Raw genomic sequence first — 16,424 nt, forward strand, 5'->3', positions numbered from 1 at the left:
AACTTTTCTTTTAATTACGTTAAGCTATAGGGCCTATTAGGCCCTTTTTATTTAATATGAGGTATTATTATGGCCCACATTCCAACACCTGACTTTGGCATGGTTGGCTTAGGCCTACGCAGGGAAATGCTAGGTGAGCTAGACGGTGCTGCACCAAAACAAATTGAGTTTATGGAAGTGGCCCCAGAGAACTGGTTAAAGCTAGGTGGGCGCTTTGAAAAGCAGTTTAAACAGTTAACCAATACTAATCACTTTGTTTGCCATGGTTTGTCACTTTCCATTGGCTCGCCTGAGCCACTAGACCTTGAATTTGTAAAGTCGTTAAAACCGTTTTTTGATACTCATAATATTAAAGTATACAGCGAGCATTTAAGTTATTGTTCAGGAAAAGGACACATGTATGACTTAATGCCAATTCCTTTTACTGAAGAAGCGATTAAACATGTCGTTTCTCGGGTTAAACAGGTGCAAGATATATTAGAGCGACCACTTGCGCTGGAAAATGTGTCTTATTATGGCGCGCCTGGACAACAGTTAACTGAGCTTGAATTTACAAACGCTATTTTAGAACAGGCTGATTGCCAGTTACTACTAGATGTAAATAATATCTATGTTAATTCAGTTAATCATGGTTACGATGCACATGCCTTTTTAGCTGCATTGCCAGCTAACCGAATTGCTTATGCCCATGTTGCAGGGCATTACAACGAAGCCGAGGACTTGATTATAGATACTCATGGCGCCGATGTTATTGATCCCGTATGGCAGTTGCTCGATAGCGCTTATGAAACACATGGTGTATTTCCGACGCTGTTAGAGCGGGACTTTAATATTCCACCTATTAACGTGTTAACCAAAGAGCTGGATATAATTCATCAATTACAAGCAAAGCACCTGCGGCTGTTATCCACTGAGCAAAGTGCTTAAACAGTCCTATGCAGCTATTAATAACAACAGCATGGTTTTAAAAGAGTATTAACAATGAGTTTTATCGATATTCAAAATGAGTTTATGGCTCATATTCGCCAGCCCAACACGAACCCTTGCCCAGCAGATGTTGAAGACAGACGTATGGCTATTTATCGGGAGCTTTTTTTTAATAATATTAATGGGTTTGTTTCATCAGCATTTCCAGTTTTAAAAACACTCTATAGTGAGCAACAGTGGCTATTACTGGTTCGTCAATTTTTTAGTGAACATGATTGCCAGTCTCCTTACTTTTTAGATATTGCTGAAGAGTTTATAACGTATTTAATGACAAGTTATGTGCCCAAAGAGTGCGACCCTGTGTTTATGCTAGCGCTGGCGCATTATGAATGGATTGAGCTTGATGTATCGGTAACTCAGGCTGACTTGAATGAGAGCGAACTGGTAACGAATCAATTAACCCAAAGCCCTTTATATTTATCTAAAACGGCACGTAACTTAAGCTATGAATTCCCCGTACAACATATTAGCGAAGCGTTTCAACCGCAACAGCCCTCTGAGCAGCCACATTATTTTGTGGTGTACAGAGATAAAGACGATGAAGTACAATTTTTAGCAACTAATGCGATGACCGCTATGCTGTTGTCTATTATTGACAATAACGCAGGAAGCACATTTGCGCATGTTTGCCAGCAAGTCAGTGAAAATGCACCTCAATTTAGCCTTGAGCAAATAACTCAAGGCGCATTAAGTACCTTAACGGCTATGGCACAGCGTCAAATTATAGTGACAAAAAATCAAGATTAAGCTCTTTATAGATTATTTCACATCGTCTATTATAACGCCTTTATTTGTTGTGCTTAATAAAAGGTTGTACCGATGTCAGATGATAAAGAGTTTAAAGACCCGTTTAATGCGGCTTACTTTTTTGCATTTTTAGCCGTGTTTGCTGGAATAGGGTGTTTAAATGCTATTTTAGGTTGGATCACCAGCTTGACGTAATTTTTGCTTTATTTCATAAGGCTGTTGTTTTCATCAGCCTTATATTTTTTTATCTTGTTTACCCTTCCTGAATTTTTATAACTACCGCAAACTCGCAATTTACGCTCACTTAAGGTTATAATCACCTGCTTTGTAATATGAACCATTGAGCAGTTAAAATTATGACTCAAGTAACACCAGCAATTATCAAAAACAGCATTACTACAATTGCTGATTACCCTAAAGCGGGCATTATGTTTCGCGATGTAACAACCCTAATGGCAAACCCTGAAGCGTTTAAAGCAACCATAGATGCATTTATTAACGCCTATAAAGATCAAGGTTTTACTAAAATTATTGGCACAGAATCGCGTGGCTTTATTTTTGGTGCACCGCTATCTTATGCCTTGGGAATTCCTTTTATCCCTGTTCGCAAACCTGGTAAATTACCGCGCGAAGTTATTCGCCAAGATTACCAACTCGAATATGGTGAAGATACATTAGAGCTTCATACTGATGCAATTGTAGCCGGTGACAAAGTATTGCTAGTTGATGACTTGTTGGCGACCGGTGGTACAATTGAAGCAACAGCCAAGTTGGTTGCAAAATTAGGCGGCAACGCCACAGATGCAGCATTCGTTGTATCGTTACCTGAACTAGGTGGGGAGCAGCGTGTTGAAAAAATGGGTATTAAAATCCTAAAATTGGTTGAATTCGAAGGCGAATAATCGATGAGTTATCAGGTTCTAGCGAGAAAATGGCGTCCTCAAACCTTTCATGAATTGGTTGGGCAGTCTCATGTTAAACAAGCGCTGGTTAATGCGCTGAATCAAAATAGACTGCATCACGCTTATTTATTCACTGGAACCCGTGGTGTTGGTAAAACGACCATTGCGCGTATTTTTGCTAAAAGCTTAAATTGTGATGAGGGCATTTCTGCCACACCATGTGGTCAATGTAGTAGCTGTGTTGATATAGAAGCAGGGCGCTACATTGATTTACTCGAAATAGATGCGGCCTCACGCACAAAAGTTGAAGATACTCGCGAAATACTCGATAACGTTCAATATGCGCCAACCCGCGGACGCTATAAAGTGTACTTAATTGATGAAGTACACATGTTGTCAAAGCACAGCTTTAATGCCTTATTAAAAACGCTCGAAGAGCCACCTGAGCATGTAAAGTTTTTACTGGCGACCACCGATCCACAAAAATTACCGGTAACTATTTTATCGCGCTGCTTACAGTTTAATTTAAATGCCTTGTCGCAAGCTGAAATTAAGCAACAGCTTGAGCATGTTCTTACGCAAGAGCAGCTCAATTTTGATAATAATGCCCTAAGCATTATTGCTAAAGCAGCCGATGGCAGTATGCGAGATGCGCTGAGCCTGACCGATCAGGCTATTGCTCAAACAAATGGCGATATTAATAATCAAGCTGTTCAAGCCATGCTTGGTTTAATGGATACCCATTATAGTCAGAGTTTACTCGCTGCATTACTCGCGCAGGATGGCGCAGCCTTAATGGCTGAAGTTGCCCAAGTCGCGAGCAGAAATCCGAATTACATTGCACTACTTGATGACTTAATTGCACTTACGCATATTATTCAATTAAGCCAATTAGTGCCTGAAGCGGCAGCACTTGATAGCAATAATGCTGACTACATTAAGCATGTTGCAGCGCACACTCATGCTCAGCAAATTCAAGTGTATTATCAGTTATTACTGAATGGCAAAAAAGATTTACAGTGGGCGCCTGAGCCACGCTTAGGGTTTGAGATGATTATGCTACGATTGTTAGCATTTCAACCTGAGCAGTCACAAACGACGCATTCAGCGCCTAGCTCGCAACCCGCGCCAGAGCAAAATGCCGCAGGGCGTACCAATGCATTGCGTGATATTTTAAATAAAAATAAACCAGCGCAGAGCAATAGCACTGAAAGTCAGCCATCAATACATAATGCACAGCCAACAGAGGCCGCTGAGCCTGAGGTTTCGCGCTCTGATAATAGCCTGACTCACATTGAGCAAGAGTCAACACAAAGTCAGCCAAACGTGTCTGATACAACGCCAATGAGCGATGAACAAGCGCAGCGTCAAAGCGAAGATGATGCCTACATGCAGCACAGCGATGTAGAACAAACCATTGCAGCGCAATACGATGATGTAATGAGTAGCGCGGTTGATCAAGGATTTAATCCTGAGCTATCAAACGCACCTAGTAGCACTGAGCATTCAGCGCCAACAATGGGCGAGCAAGAAGCACGTGCACAGTCTGCAATAGCGCGTATTTTACGTGACAGAAATATTTCCGGTGCGGGTAAACTGTCAAGCGCAGCAACCGAAAAACCTGTTGTGCCAAAATCGACCCCTGCTAGGCCCGTCGATAAACCTATTAGCAATACACCTCAAACTGTAGCGCAGGAGCCGCCTCCATGGGATAGTGAGGCGGGTCATGAGTTACCAAAAAAGCCAGCGCTCCCCATGTCAGGGAGCAAGCCACAGGTAAGCACTAAACCTGCAAATAAAGTTGACTTTAAAGCAAAGCATCAAACAATTACCGAAAATCTTGCACCTGAGCTATTAGAGCAAATTAATCCGCAAAAACCGGCTCCTGCTGTTGAACAAGCACCAAGTATTCCGGTACCGGATGATTTTCAAAGCCCCATCAGTGAAATTAGATTTGCCCATCAACAAGATGAATGGGCTTATTTAATTAAGCGAATGGGGCTTGGCGGGCGTATGCGCCAGTTTGCCTTGCATTCAATTTTTACCAAGCAAGATAATCATTTTCATATTGAAGTGGATGAATCGCAAAAGCATTTAGATACGCCTATGCTGCGCCAAAAGTTAAATGTGGCGTTATCTGCTATTTATGGGCATAACGTTGAGCTAAATATCGACTTTGCCAGTGGGGTGATTGACTCGCCTTATCTGATTCAACAAAAAATTGATGCAGGTCGTCACCAGCAAGCGATTGATGTGATCACAAGCGATGAAAATATAGTACAATTTCAACAGCTATTTAGCGCTGAAATTGACGAAAACAGTATTCAGGCATTGTAATTAACTATCAGTGCCCTTATTTATACTTCAGTTAATGTATTAAAAGAAAGAGAGACGATTATGTTTAAAGGTGGAATGGGTAACATGATGAAGCAAGCGCAGCAAATGCAAGAGCGCATGCAAAAAGCCCAAGAAGAAATCGCAACAATGGAAGTCGTTGGTGAAGCTGGTGCAGGTTTAGTTAAAGTAACCATGCTTGGTAACCACAACGTGCGCCGTGTTGAGCTTGATGAGAGCTTAATGGAAGACGACAAAGACATGATTGAAGATTTATTAGCTGCAGCATGTAACGATGCTGTGCGCCGTGTTGCCGACGAAACGCAAGAGCGCATGGGCAAAGTAACAGGCGGTATGCAATTACCACCTGGTATGAAAATGCCGTTCTAAGCAACTATGCAACTTTCAGATAGTTTAACATCGCTTATTGAAGCACTGCGTTGTCAGCCCGGCATTGGTCCGAAGTCTGCTCAGCGTATTGCGTTTCATTTGTTAGAGCGCGACCGTAAAGGCGGTGCTCAACTTGGTAATGCCCTGACTAAAGCAATGAATGCTGTAGGTCATTGCCAATCGTGCCGCACATTTACCGAGCAAGCGCATTGTGATATTTGCTTAAGCACTAAACGCCAAGACAGTGGTATTTTATGTGTTGTTGAATCGCCAACGGATGTACTGGCCATTGAGCAAACAGGTCAATACAAAGGGCTTTACTTTGTATTAATGGGGCATTTATCACCGATTGATGGCATAGGGCCTAAAGAAATTGGCCTTGATGTACTTGAGCAAAAGCTCGCGCAAGGCGGTATTAATGAAGTCATTTTAGCCACAAATCCTTCGGTTGAAGGCGAAACAACGGCGCATTATATTGCTCAGCTTTGCCACAAAAACAATGTGGGTGCATCGCGTATTGCTCATGGTATTCCTGTTGGTGGTGAGCTTGATTTAGTCGATGGAATGACGCTTATGCATGCATTTAGTGGTCGGCGCTTAGTCAGCCATGAATAGTTTATTTTAAGCTTAACTATTTGAACTTATTTTAAAAGCCTACATACATCTTGTAGGCTTTTTTATTGCCTTTGATGCAATATAAATAACAACTTAAGGATGGTATGGCTGCAATAACTCAAAGTGCTAATGTGATTGTTGATGATTTTATCGCACCTGTTTGCCATGAACACACAGAAATCATTTATCAAGATGATGATATTTTGTTGATCAATAAACCTAGCGGTTTGTTGAGTTTATCGGGTAAAAACCCTCTTAACTGGGATTCGGTTCACTATAGGCTTGTTAATGGTCAACAAGGCGTTACCGCAGCGTTTCCTAAAGCCATATTACCCCACCGTTTAGATTTGGGTACCTCCGGAGTGATGGTGGTAGCACTTAACGCGCAAGCAGCTAAAGCACTGAATCTGCAATTTCAATACCGAAGTGTTAAAAAACAATACCGCGCAATGCTCTCAGGGTTGGTTGCTGTGTCTCAAGGAGTGATTACTGCGCCTATAGCAAAAGATAAAATGCTATTTCCGAAAGTGAAAATTTGCCACCACAGCGGCAAACCCGCGCAAACCGAATTTAAAGTGGTTAAACGTTTTCACAAAGAGCAAAAAACCTTAGTCGAATTTACTCCTATAACTGGACGCACTCATCAACTTAGAATACATAGCCTAACGTTTGGCCACCCTATACTAGGGGGTGATTTATATACAAATGATTGCAGTGAGCAGAGAACTCAACGGTTATTATTACATGCCAGCGACTTATTTTTTGTGCATCCACGCACTGATAAGCTAATGTACGGGCATGCCGCAACGCCTTTTTAGTTGATTAAGCCTTTTAAAGTGTCTTTGAATGGGGTTTTTTATATTTTTTTACTTGAAGTTCTCACACCTCCCCCCATATTAAGTGCATAACGCAGACACTTTGCAAATTGGAGATACATAAATGACTGCAGCACAAAAAGAAACATTAGGCTTTCAAACAGAAGTAAAACAATTATTAAACTTAATGATTCATTCACTTTATTCTAATAAAGAAATATTTTTACGTGAGCTTGTATCAAATGCATCTGATGCAGCCGATAAATTACGCTTTTTAGCGTTATCAAACGGCGACTTATATCAAGGTGATGCTGATTTACGTGTACGTATTAGTGCTGATAAAGAAGCGAATACGGTAACCATTTCTGATAATGGTATTGGTATGACACGTGATGAAGTGATCAGCTCTTTAGGTACAATTGCAAAGTCGGGTACCGCAGAATTTTTCAAAAACTTAACGGGCGACCAAAGCAAAGATTCACAACTTATTGGTCAATTTGGTGTGGGCTTTTACTCAGCGTTTATTGTGGCTGATGAAGTGACAGTGCGTACCCGTAAAGCAGGGGAGACAACAGCTGTAGAGTGGCAATCAAAAGGTGAAGGTGAATACACGCTGCAAGAAATTGAAAAACAAGGCCGTGGTACAGACATTATTCTACACCTACGTGAAGAAGAAAAAGAGTACGCAGACGAATGGCGCCTTCGTAGTATCGTGACTAAATACTCTGATCATATTTCTACACCAGTACAAATGTACAAAGCAGAAGTACCAGAGTCTGAAGGCGAAAACGGTGAGAAAATTCCAGCAGTTCCTGGTGAGTGGGAAAGCATAAACCGTGCTACGGCATTGTGGACGCGTGATAAGTCTGAAATCTCTGAAGATGAATACAAAGAATTTTACAAACATGTAAGCCATGACTGGGAAGATCCACTTAGTTGGGGGCATAACAAAGTTGAAGGTAAAACTGAATACACCAGTTTGTTATACATTCCGAAAAAAGCGCCGTTTGATTTATGGAACCGTGAGCGCCAAAGTGGCTTAAAATTATACGTGCAACGTGTATTTATTATGGATGATGCTGAGCAGTTTATGCCAAGCTACCTGCGTTTCGTTAAAGGTTTATTAGATTCAAATGATTTACCACTGAACGTATCGCGTGAAATACTTCAAGATAACAAAGTGACCCAAGCTATCCGTAAGGGGTGTACGTCGCGTATTATTAAAATGCTTGAGCGTATGGCGAAAAACAAAGCCGATGATTACCAAACGTTTTGGAATGAATTTGGTCAAGTAATGAAAGAAGGCCCAGCAGAAGATGCGGCTAACAAAGAGAGCATTGCTAAGCTGTTACGTTTTGCTTCAACGCATACCGATTCAGACACTCAAGATGTATCGCTTGAACAATACATTGAGCGTATGAAAGACAGCCAAGATAAAATTTACTATGTTGTTGCTGACTCATTTATTGCAGCTAAAAACTCACCGCATTTAGAAATTTTCCGCAAAAAAGGCATTGAAGTTTTACTACTAAGTGACCGTGTTGATGAGTGGATGATGAGCCACTTAACTGAATTTGCAGACAAGCAATTTCAATCAATTACTCGCGGTGATTTAGATTTAGGTGACTTAGACGACGAAGAAACGAAAAAAGCACAAGAAGAGTCTGAAAAAGAAGTTGCAGGCCTTATTGAGCGTATTAAAACCGCATTAGGTGATGATGTTAAAGAAGTACGCTTTACACATCGTTTAACCGATTCGCCAGCCTGTGTGGTGAGCGACGACAACGACATGAGCTCGCAAATGCAAAAGCTGATGGAGTCAGTAGGTCAAGCAGTGCCAGAAGCTAAACCTGTGTTTGAGCTAAACCCTGAACACCAGATTGTTAAGCATTTAAATGATGAGCAAGACGAAGATAAATTTGCGCAGTGGTCACATGTATTGCTAGATCAAGCATTACTAGCTGAGCGCGGTACGCTTAAAGATCCAACTGGATTTGTCACTCGCTTAAATAAACTTATGCTTGATTTGAGCAAATAAGTATTAAAAATCAATGATTGAGTAAAAAGGGAACGTTTGTTCCCTTTTTTATGCGCTGGAGCATAGAGTTTATTGATTTGTAAAGGTTAAATTTTCTGCATAGGCGCTGCCCGAAAGGGTCTGTCTGCCTAAATGGGGGGTGGCAAATGGCGTGAGCAGGACGCAGAAGCTTTGCTCGATTTTTACACAGCCTACTAGGTTGCAAAGCTTGTGCCGCTATTAAAGTGCCCCTGGTTTGCACAAATATTAATCCGCAAAGGCCAACAGACTCTAGACAATTAGTATAAGTTACTTGAGTATCTGCGGCGCTTGTGGAAGAATTCAGACTTTAAAATAAACTCTCATATTAGGGGACAATGATATGCGCATTATTCTTTTGGGCGCGCCGGGTGCAGGTAAAGGTACTCAAGCTCAGTTTTTAATGGATAGATACGGTATTCCACAAATTTCTACCGGTGATATGCTACGAGCTGCAATTAAAGAGGGCACACCACTTGGCCTTGAAGCAAAAAAAGTAATGGACGCAGGTCAGTTAATTTCTGATGACATCATCATTGGCCTTGTTAAAGAGCGCATTGCAAAACCTGATTGTGAGAAAGGCTTTTTACTTGATGGCTTTCCACGTACCATTCCACAAGCTGATGCAATGAAAGACAATGGCGTTGTCGTTGATCATGTTATTGAGTTTGATGTTGCTGATGAAGTAATTGTTGAGCGTATGGGTGGCCGTCGTGTTCATCCTGGTTCTGGTCGTGTTTATCATGTTGTTTACAATCCACCAAAAGAGGAAGGTAAAGACAACGAAACAGGCGAAGAGCTTATTATCCGTGAGGATGACACAGAAGAGACAGTTCGTAAACGCTTAGGCATTTACCATGAGCAAACAATGCCACTGGTTGACTACTATCAAGCAGAAGCGCAAGCGGGTAATACGCAGTACCATAAATTAGACGGTACTCAAGCGGTTGAAGCTGTAAGCAAGCAACTAGCTGAGCTTTTAGGTTAATTTTTATCTAAAATTAAAGCATAATTAAAAAAACCGCTTTATAGCGGTTTTTTATTATCTGAAATTTGACCTTTAAAGCGTTTTAAGCTTTTCAATAACGCTATCGTATTCAGGCTCGGTTGATAAGCTACTAACTAATTGTTTATATATAACTTTATGGCTTTTATCGAGAATAAAAACAGCGCGAGTAAGTAACCCCATATCTTTAATTATTAACCCATACTTTTGGCCAAAATCACGCCATACAGAATCAGAAAGTGTCGTAACTTTATCGATATTTTCTGCTTTGCAAAAACGTTTTTGTGCAAAAGGTAGGTCGGCACTAATCGTCAACATGGCTACGCTAGGAAACTGTTGCGCTACTTTTTCATTAAAATGTTTTGTTTGCAGGCTACAAATACCAGTATCTAAGCTTGGTACTACGCTGATCAATATAGCCTGTCCTTGGTAATTTTCTAATGTAATGGCAGTAAAGCTGTCGTCGACCACTTTAAAATTTGGCGCATCAGCACCGACTTTAAGGCCTTGGCCTAGTAACGTAACAGGTTTACCTTGCGCTGTTACTTTTCCTGCATCTAAGGTGTTTTCAGGTAACTCTGATGCAAAACTAGTGCAACAAAACAGGCTTAATGCAAAAGCTAATGAACGACGCATGGGTTTTTTCCTTTTAAGAATTAACGTAATAGTGGTGAGTGTATTATACAGTGACGGAGTTACCAAGCAGAATAATTGACGCGTTTATTTTTCCCTAAAATTGTAAATAAGCAATACTTTGATTAATATGTATATATAATAAATAGGTAATGATTAATAATATCCGTGCCTTTATTTTTTGCGGTGTCAGCGTACAACAAGTTTTAAAATAGAGAGATAATATGTCAACATCGGTTTTAATTTGTGATGATTCAAAATTAGCTAGACGTCAATTAGCTCGCTCTTTACCCGATGATTGGGATATTAAAGTTGAATTTGCATGTGACGGTGTAGACTGCATAAAACAAATAACTAAAGCCCAGCCTGAAATTCTTTTACTTGATCTAAATATGCCAGAAATGGACGGTTATGGCGTGCTTGCTGCAATGAAAGAGCAAGGACTCGACGTTCTCACTGTTGTGGTATCAGGCGATATTCAACCGAGTGCGCATCAACGTGTGCTTGAGCTTGGCGCCATAGATTTTATTCAAAAACCGTGTTCCCCCGAAAAGCTTGCTGCCATTATTGAACATCATGGTATTAGAGATAGAGCACTGCGTGAACGCATGTCTCACTCGTTAGGTGAACAAGTTGACCCTGATGTTCGTGATATATATCAAGAGCTGACTAATGTTGCCATGGGTCAGGCGGGAGATTTACTAGCAAGACTGCTTAATGTATTTGTTAAGTTACCCATTCCTAATGTTAATGTTTTAGAAGTCAGTGAGCTCAACATGGCGTTAAGCTATGTTGATACCAATGACACTACATCGGGTATTTGCCAAGGCTTTATAGGCGGCGGGGTATCTGGCGAGGCATTATTACTTTTAAATGACTCTAGTTTTAAAGAAATAGCCTCACTGATGAATTACGAAGGTGAACTAAACGACAAGGTTGAGTTAGAGTTGCTAATGGATGTAAGTAACATTTTAATTGGCGCTATTTTAACCGGCTTGTCAAAACAGCTCGACATGACCTTTAGCCAAGGGCATCCAATAGTTTTGGGGCAGCATCGGGACGTTTCTGAACTTGTTCAATCGAATAAGTCGCGCTGGCAAAGGACTCTAGCCATAGAAATAAGTTACGGTATTGAAAATCATGATATTAGTTGTGATTTAATGTTGCTCTTTACTGAAGATTCACTGAAAACTTTGAAATACAAAGTTGCTCATCTACTAGAAGATTAAATATTTATGCCAGCTGATTTAGATGTGAATGAAATCCATTGGTTAATGGATATGTTTAATACGGTTGATGTCGGTCTTGTTATACTCGATCGAGAATACAAAGTGCATGTATGGAATGGTTTTATGGAAAATCATTCTGGTTTGTTACCGAGCGCTGTGAAAGACAAAGACTTATTTGATTTATTTCCGGCCATTGATGAAAAATGGTTTAGAAGTAAATCTGAGTCAGTGTTTGTATTAAAGAATCGTTCATTTACTATTTGGGAACAACAGCCTTATATTTTTCGTTTTAAAAACTACCGACCAATTACCGGTAAAGCGGACTATATGTATCAAAATGCCACGTTTATCCCACTTACCAATGTGCGAGGCGAAGTCGAGCATATTTGTATTATTATTTACGATGTGACAGATATTGCGGTTAACAAAAAAGAACTAGAAGAGTTAAATAAAAAACTAGAACAAGTAAGCCAAACAGATAGTTTAACCCAGCTTGCCAATAGAGGGCACTGGGAGCATTTATTGCACCAAGAATTTTTACGAACGAAGCGAAACGAAGGTTGTTGCTCGTTATTAATTTTTGATATTGACCACTTTAAAAAGGTAAATGATGATTTTGGACACAGTGCTGGAGATGTAGCACTTCGTCATGTAGCGAGTTTACTGAAAACTGCATTGCGTGAAACAGACATTGCTGGGCGATACGGCGGTGAAGAGTTTGTTGTTACTTTATTAGATACCGATAAACAAGGGGCTATTGTATTTGCTGAACGCTTACGCCAGCAAATTGAAACCTCTCCAGCGAAATACAATGAGCACACGCTGCATTTGGCCATTAGTGTGGGTATTGCGTGTTTTGATGGTCAATTTAAAGATCACGAACGTTGGATTGAAGCTGCCGATAAAGCGCTTTACCATTCAAAAGAAACGGGTCGAAATAAAGTGTCGGTATACGCTGATATAAAAAATGATGCTTAGGCATCATTTTTTAATTGGGGGGTAAAATAAGCAAGTCAGTTTTAAGTAAGCGCATTATTTTTTCTGCAGTATTACCAATGAGTTTTGCTTTAATTCCTACATTCCCAACAGATCCTATAATCACTAAATCAGCATTGAGCTTGGCTGCTAAGCTTGGGATCACCTGCTCAGGTAAACCCGCTTTAATATAAAGTTTGTCGCGTAAGTTATTATCAATAATGAGTTGTTGCTGTGATTGAGGTAATTTCTCAAAGGCATTGACTAGTTGCTCTTCTGAAAATACTAAGCCTAAATCTCTTAATATTGGAGAAATATACACTGTGTAGCCGGCATAAAATTCACAGTCTGTTCGCTGTGCGTATGCTAGACCATATTTAATAATTGACTGATTAAGTTTATGTTTTGCGGTTTTTTCGCTAGCTAAATCAAGTGCGGCGAGTATGTTGGTATGCTTGCGCCATTTGTTATCTGCCGCTAAATACAAAGCGATGGGTGTAAAGCGGATAAGTTGCCAATCAAGCTCACTAAATTGGCTATCGCTGTCGATATGGCGTGTTTTTATCACCATTTCGTAATCATCAGTATTAATATCTTCGTTAAGCCACTGCTCGGGGGCTTCATGCCATGCGGTTTGAAAGGTATAACTGCAACCCTCCAGTTCATCGCTGATCAGTGGCTCCAACTGAGCCCTTAATGATGAAAGGCATTTATCTTGGAGTGAAAGCAATTGTTCTGGCGACAGAGAAAATAAAATATTGCTGGTTTCTTCAAAGCTAAATGCAACAATATCAATATGTTTATTGCCTTGCAGCGCTTTTTGTTTAGCGTGCTGCAATGACGTTTTTGCAAATTCAACCGAATCAATCAGTACAAGAAGCTTTTTTTTGTCCATTATTTTTACTCTGTTGTATGGCGTGAATCATCAATTGGACATTGACCAATGGTTGAAATCTCACCCGAATTTGACTCCTGTTCCAGTTTTACCTTAAAGCCCCATAGTCTGTAAAGGTGTTTTAATACTTCCCCATGGGAGTTAGCCAGTGGAATAGCATTATGGGGTACATATCGTAGAGTTAAAGAGCGGTCGCCGCGTAAGTCAACATCGTAAACTTGTATGTTAGGCTCATGATTACTAATGTTATATTGTGCAGAAAGTGCTTCTCTAACCGATTTGTAGCCATTATCGTCGTGAATAGCGCCTATTTCTAAATGTGGGTTACTAGCATGGTCGACTATGGTGAATAATTTAAAGTCCCGAATCAGCTTAGGGGATAAAAATTGGCTAATAAAACTCTCATCCTTGAAATTTTGCATTGCAAAGTGGAGTGTCTCGAGCCAGTCACTGCCCGCATGCTCAGGAAACCAGCGTTTATCTTCTTCTGTTGGGTTTTCACAAATACGACGTATATCAACCATCATATTAAAGCCCAGTGCATAGGGGTTAATACCCGAGTAATAATCGCTATTGTATGGAGGTTGGTACACAACATTAGTATGGCTTTGTAAAAACTCCAACATAAATGAGTCGGTTAGTTTTCCCTCATCATATAAATGGTTCAAAATAGTATAGTGCCAAAAAGTGGCCCAACCTTCATTCATTACTTGGGTTTGTTTTTGCGGATAAAAGTATTGTGATATTTTTCGCACTATCCTGACGATTTCTCGCTGCCATGACTCGAGTAAAGGGGCATTTTTTTCAATAAAGTACAGAATATTTTCCTGTGGCTCTTGCGGGAAGTGGCGTTCGTGTTTTTTTGACTCTTGCTGTTGAGAAGGAATGGTACGCCATAATTCGTTAACTTGTGATTGCAAATACTCAGCCCGTTCTTGCTGACGCTTTTGTTCTTCAAATAACGAAATTCGTTGTGGACGTTTGTACCTATCAACACCGTAACTCATTAATGCATGACATGAGTCGAGTATGCTTTCTACTTCGGAAATACCGTACTTTTCTTCACAGCGGCTAATATAGTTTTTAGCAAACAATAAATAATCAATAATTGAGCCTGCATCAGTCCAAGCTTTAAATAAATAATTACCTTTAAAAAATGAGTTATGCCCGTAGCAAGCATGTGCCATAACCAGTGCCTGCATCGGAAGGGTGTTTTCTTCCATTAGGTAAGCAATACAGGGGTTGGAATTAATCACAATTTCATACGCAAGTCCCATTTGGCCGCGTTTATAATTTTGCTCTGTTTGAATAAATTTTTTACCATACGACCAGTGAGTGTAGCCAATGGGCATGCCTACACTTGAGTAGGCATCCATCATTTGTTCTGCGGTGATCACTTCAATTTGGTTAGGGTAGGTGTCTAACTTGTAATGCTCAGCCACACGGGCTATTTCGTCTTGGTATTGTTGCAATAGTTCAAAGGTCCAATCGGGCCCATCACTTATTCGATTATCGTTCATAATGCTACCTCGCTTTGGCTATGCAGCCCCTTGCTGTTGACGACCTTTTTTAAATAGCTCCCTAAATATAGGGTAAATATCTTCAACACCTTGGATATGTTGGATGGCAAAATTACTGTTCGTTTGGCTAATGCTTTTATACTCGCGCCATAAACTTTGATGGGCACGTGTGGTAATTTCTATATAGGCAAAATAGCGAACAGCTTTAAGTATTTTATTACGTAAAATGTGTCCACATTGGGGCGTGTCATCGGCCCAATTATCGCCATCAGAAGCTTGTGCTGCGTATATATTCCATTCATCAGCATTATAGCGCTCAGCTATTATTTCATTCATCAGTTTTAGTGCACTTGAAACAATGGTACCGCCTGTTTCTTGTGAATAAAAAAACTCCTGCTCATCAACTTCTTTGGCTTGGGTATGATGGCGAATATACACAACGTCGATGTCTTTGTAGCTGCGAGTTAAAAACTGATAAAGCAAAATGTAAAAGCGTTTTGCCATGTCTTTTGTTGCTTGATCCATCGAACCTGACACATCCATAATACAAAACATCACCGCTTTACTAGTTGGGTGTGGTTGCTTGTCGTAGTTACGAAAACGTAAGTCGTAATTATCGATAAAGGGCACGGTTTTTATTTGCTGTTTGAGTGTGTCGATTTCTTTTTGTAATAAGGCCACAGCGGCTTTATCACAGTGTGGTTGTTCAAGCAGCAGTGCTAGTTGCCCCTCAAGCTCGCTAAGGCGGCGTTTTTTACTTGCGGTCATTGCAATACGACGAGCTAGAGAGCCTTGTAATGAGCGCACTACATCAATATTGCTGGGCATACCATCACTGCAAAACCCAGCGCGATGGGTTTTCATTTGCACTAGCTTATCAAGCTGATTTTCTTGCAAATTAGGGAGTTCTAAATCCTCAAATAACAAATCAAGGTATTCCTCTTTAGAGATAGAAAAAACAAATTCATCTTGGCCTTCGCCAGAGTCACTTGCTTCACCTTCGCCTGCGCCACCGCCTTTGCCTCCTTTAGGGCGTTCTATTTTGTCGCCAGTAGAGAACTGATCGTTCCCAGGGTGTATTTGCTCTCTATTACCGCCTCTACCTTGATGAAAAGTAGGTTCGCTAATATCACGCTGCGGAATAGAGATACTCTCTCCAGAGCTTGAATCAGTGACACTGCGTTTATTGATCGCATCAGACACCGCTTCTTTGATCTGCTTTTTATAACGCCTAATAAAACGCTGGCGGTTAACTGTGCTTTTGTTTTTGCCATTTAAACGCCTGTCGATAAAATGCGCCATAATGACCTCCTAAAAACT

16 protein-coding genes are annotated in these 16,424 nt (G+C 40.5%); 12 read left to right on the forward strand and 4 right to left on the reverse strand.

Annotation, left to right across the window (positions count from 1 at the left end; translation table 11 throughout):
• Positions 1–69 precede the first annotated feature (69 nt).
• From BG00_RS10070 to adk, 10 genes are all read left to right on the forward strand, one after another.
• Positions 70–927 carry an HvfB family MNIO-type RiPP peptide maturase gene (locus BG00_RS10070; RefSeq protein WP_036982324.1) on the forward strand — a complete coding sequence of 286 codons (858 nt, stop codon included), beginning with the start codon at positions 70–72 and terminating at the stop codon, positions 925–927.
• 54 nt (positions 928–981) lie between these two features.
• Positions 982–1,734 carry an HvfC family RiPP maturation protein gene (locus tag BG00_RS10075; RefSeq protein ID WP_036982327.1) on the forward strand — a complete coding sequence of 251 codons (753 nt, stop codon included), beginning with the start codon at positions 982–984 and terminating at the stop codon, positions 1,732–1,734.
• A gap of 72 nt (positions 1,735–1,806) precedes the next feature.
• Positions 1,807–1,929: a hypothetical protein gene (locus BG00_RS18420; RefSeq protein ID WP_255314607.1), complete on the forward strand. Its 123-nt coding sequence runs from the start codon at positions 1,807–1,809 to the stop codon at positions 1,927–1,929.
• 161 nt (positions 1,930–2,090) lie between these two features.
• The gene (gene apt / locus BG00_RS10080; RefSeq protein WP_013465193.1) at positions 2,091–2,636 is read left to right on the forward strand and encodes an adenine phosphoribosyltransferase; all 546 of its coding nucleotides are present in this window, start codon (positions 2,091–2,093) and stop codon (positions 2,634–2,636) included.
• A gap of 3 nt (positions 2,637–2,639) precedes the next feature.
• The gene (gene dnaX / locus BG00_RS10085) at positions 2,640–4,973 is read left to right on the forward strand and encodes a DNA polymerase III subunit gamma/tau (RefSeq protein ID WP_036982330.1); all 2,334 of its coding nucleotides are present in this window, start codon (positions 2,640–2,642) and stop codon (positions 4,971–4,973) included.
• A gap of 60 nt (positions 4,974–5,033) precedes the next feature.
• Positions 5,034–5,360 (forward strand): YbaB/EbfC family nucleoid-associated protein, encoded by a 327-nt coding sequence (locus tag BG00_RS10090; RefSeq protein WP_013465191.1) that lies wholly within the window; start codon positions 5,034–5,036, stop codon positions 5,358–5,360.
• Between the two features lie 6 nt (positions 5,361–5,366).
• On the forward strand, positions 5,367–5,975 hold the full coding sequence (gene recR / locus BG00_RS10095) for a recombination mediator RecR (protein WP_036982332.1): 609 nt from the start codon (positions 5,367–5,369) through the stop codon (positions 5,973–5,975).
• Between the two features lie 104 nt (positions 5,976–6,079).
• On the forward strand, positions 6,080–6,793 hold the full coding sequence (locus BG00_RS10100) for an RluA family pseudouridine synthase (RefSeq protein ID WP_036982334.1): 714 nt from the start codon (positions 6,080–6,082) through the stop codon (positions 6,791–6,793).
• 121 nt (positions 6,794–6,914) lie between these two features.
• Complete coding sequence (gene htpG, locus BG00_RS10105; RefSeq protein WP_036982337.1) at positions 6,915–8,828, forward strand: molecular chaperone HtpG; 1,914 nt, start codon at positions 6,915–6,917, stop codon at positions 8,826–8,828.
• A gap of 361 nt (positions 8,829–9,189) precedes the next feature.
• Complete coding sequence (gene adk, locus BG00_RS10110; protein ID WP_036982340.1) at positions 9,190–9,834, forward strand: adenylate kinase; 645 nt, start codon at positions 9,190–9,192, stop codon at positions 9,832–9,834.
• A gap of 72 nt (positions 9,835–9,906) precedes the next feature.
• On the opposite strand, the gene tpx is transcribed toward adk, so the two are convergent.
• The gene (gene tpx, locus BG00_RS10115; protein WP_036982343.1) at positions 9,907–10,488 is read right to left on the reverse strand and encodes a thiol peroxidase; all 582 of its coding nucleotides are present in this window, start codon (positions 10,486–10,488) and stop codon (positions 9,907–9,909) included.
• A 221-nt stretch (positions 10,489–10,709) separates the two neighbouring features.
• On the opposite strand from tpx, the gene BG00_RS10120 reads away from it, so the two are divergent.
• Together BG00_RS10120 and BG00_RS10125 are read left to right on the forward strand one after the other, a co-directional pair.
• Complete coding sequence (locus BG00_RS10120) at positions 10,710–11,714, forward strand: response regulator (protein WP_036982347.1); 1,005 nt, start codon at positions 10,710–10,712, stop codon at positions 11,712–11,714.
• 6 nt (positions 11,715–11,720) lie between these two features.
• Complete coding sequence (locus tag BG00_RS10125; RefSeq protein ID WP_036982349.1) at positions 11,721–12,692, forward strand: sensor domain-containing diguanylate cyclase; 972 nt, start codon at positions 11,721–11,723, stop codon at positions 12,690–12,692.
• A gap of 10 nt (positions 12,693–12,702) precedes the next feature.
• Here BG00_RS10125 and BG00_RS10130 read toward each other — a convergent pair whose 3' ends face one another.
• Genes BG00_RS10130 through BG00_RS10140 form a run of 3 tightly spaced genes read right to left on the reverse strand, consistent with a single transcriptional unit; the run spans position 12,703 to position 16,406 of the window.
• Positions 12,703–13,584, reverse strand: a complete 882-nt coding sequence (locus BG00_RS10130; protein ID WP_036982352.1) for a universal stress protein — start codon at positions 13,582–13,584, stop codon at positions 12,703–12,705.
• Positions 13,585–13,589: 5 nt separating this feature from the next.
• Positions 13,590–15,104 carry a SpoVR family protein gene (locus tag BG00_RS10135; RefSeq protein ID WP_036982355.1) on the reverse strand — a complete coding sequence of 505 codons (1,515 nt, stop codon included), beginning with the start codon at positions 15,102–15,104 and terminating at the stop codon, positions 13,590–13,592.
• Positions 15,105–15,122: 18 nt separating this feature from the next.
• On the reverse strand, positions 15,123–16,406 hold the full coding sequence (locus BG00_RS10140; RefSeq protein WP_036982357.1) for a YeaH/YhbH family protein: 1,284 nt from the start codon (positions 16,404–16,406) through the stop codon (positions 15,123–15,125).
• Positions 16,407–16,424 lie beyond the last annotated feature (18 nt).

Origin of the sequence: Pseudoalteromonas sp. SCSIO_11900, assembly GCF_000576475.1 — a bacterium.
Classification (GTDB): domain Bacteria; phylum Pseudomonadota; class Gammaproteobacteria; order Enterobacterales; family Alteromonadaceae; genus Pseudoalteromonas; species Pseudoalteromonas tetraodonis.

Excerpts from the sequence above, each read along its gene's own strand:
- BG00_RS10135 (WP_036982355.1), bottom strand. The coding sequence starts at position 15,104 with ATGAACGATAATCGAATAAGTGATGGGCCCGATTGGACCTTTGAACTA.
- tpx (WP_036982343.1), bottom strand. The coding sequence starts at position 10,488 with ATGCGTCGTTCATTAGCTTTTGCATTAAGCCTGTTTTGTTGCACTAGT.
- recR (WP_036982332.1), top strand. The coding sequence starts at position 5,367 with ATGCAACTTTCAGATAGTTTAACATCGCTTATTGAAGCACTGCGTTGT.
- BG00_RS18420 (WP_255314607.1), top strand. The coding sequence starts at position 1,807 with ATGTCAGATGATAAAGAGTTTAAAGACCCGTTTAATGCGGCTTACTTT.
- apt (WP_013465193.1), top strand. The coding sequence starts at position 2,091 with ATGACTCAAGTAACACCAGCAATTATCAAAAACAGCATTACTACAATT.
- BG00_RS10070 (WP_036982324.1), top strand. The coding sequence starts at position 70 with ATGGCCCACATTCCAACACCTGACTTTGGCATGGTTGGCTTAGGCCTA.
- BG00_RS10075 (WP_036982327.1), top strand. The coding sequence starts at position 982 with ATGAGTTTTATCGATATTCAAAATGAGTTTATGGCTCATATTCGCCAG.
- htpG (WP_036982337.1), top strand. The coding sequence starts at position 6,915 with ATGACTGCAGCACAAAAAGAAACATTAGGCTTTCAAACAGAAGTAAAA.
- BG00_RS10140 (WP_036982357.1), bottom strand. The coding sequence starts at position 16,406 with ATGGCGCATTTTATCGACAGGCGTTTAAATGGCAAAAACAAAAGCACA.
- BG00_RS10120 (WP_036982347.1), top strand. The coding sequence starts at position 10,710 with ATGTCAACATCGGTTTTAATTTGTGATGATTCAAAATTAGCTAGACGT.
- BG00_RS10100 (WP_036982334.1), top strand. The coding sequence starts at position 6,080 with ATGGCTGCAATAACTCAAAGTGCTAATGTGATTGTTGATGATTTTATC.
- adk (WP_036982340.1), top strand. The coding sequence starts at position 9,190 with ATGCGCATTATTCTTTTGGGCGCGCCGGGTGCAGGTAAAGGTACTCAA.
- BG00_RS10090 (WP_013465191.1), top strand. The coding sequence starts at position 5,034 with ATGTTTAAAGGTGGAATGGGTAACATGATGAAGCAAGCGCAGCAAATG.
- BG00_RS10125 (WP_036982349.1), top strand. The coding sequence starts at position 11,721 with ATGCCAGCTGATTTAGATGTGAATGAAATCCATTGGTTAATGGATATG.
- dnaX (WP_036982330.1), top strand. The coding sequence starts at position 2,640 with ATGAGTTATCAGGTTCTAGCGAGAAAATGGCGTCCTCAAACCTTTCAT.
- BG00_RS10130 (WP_036982352.1), bottom strand. The coding sequence starts at position 13,584 with ATGGACAAAAAAAAGCTTCTTGTACTGATTGATTCGGTTGAATTTGCA.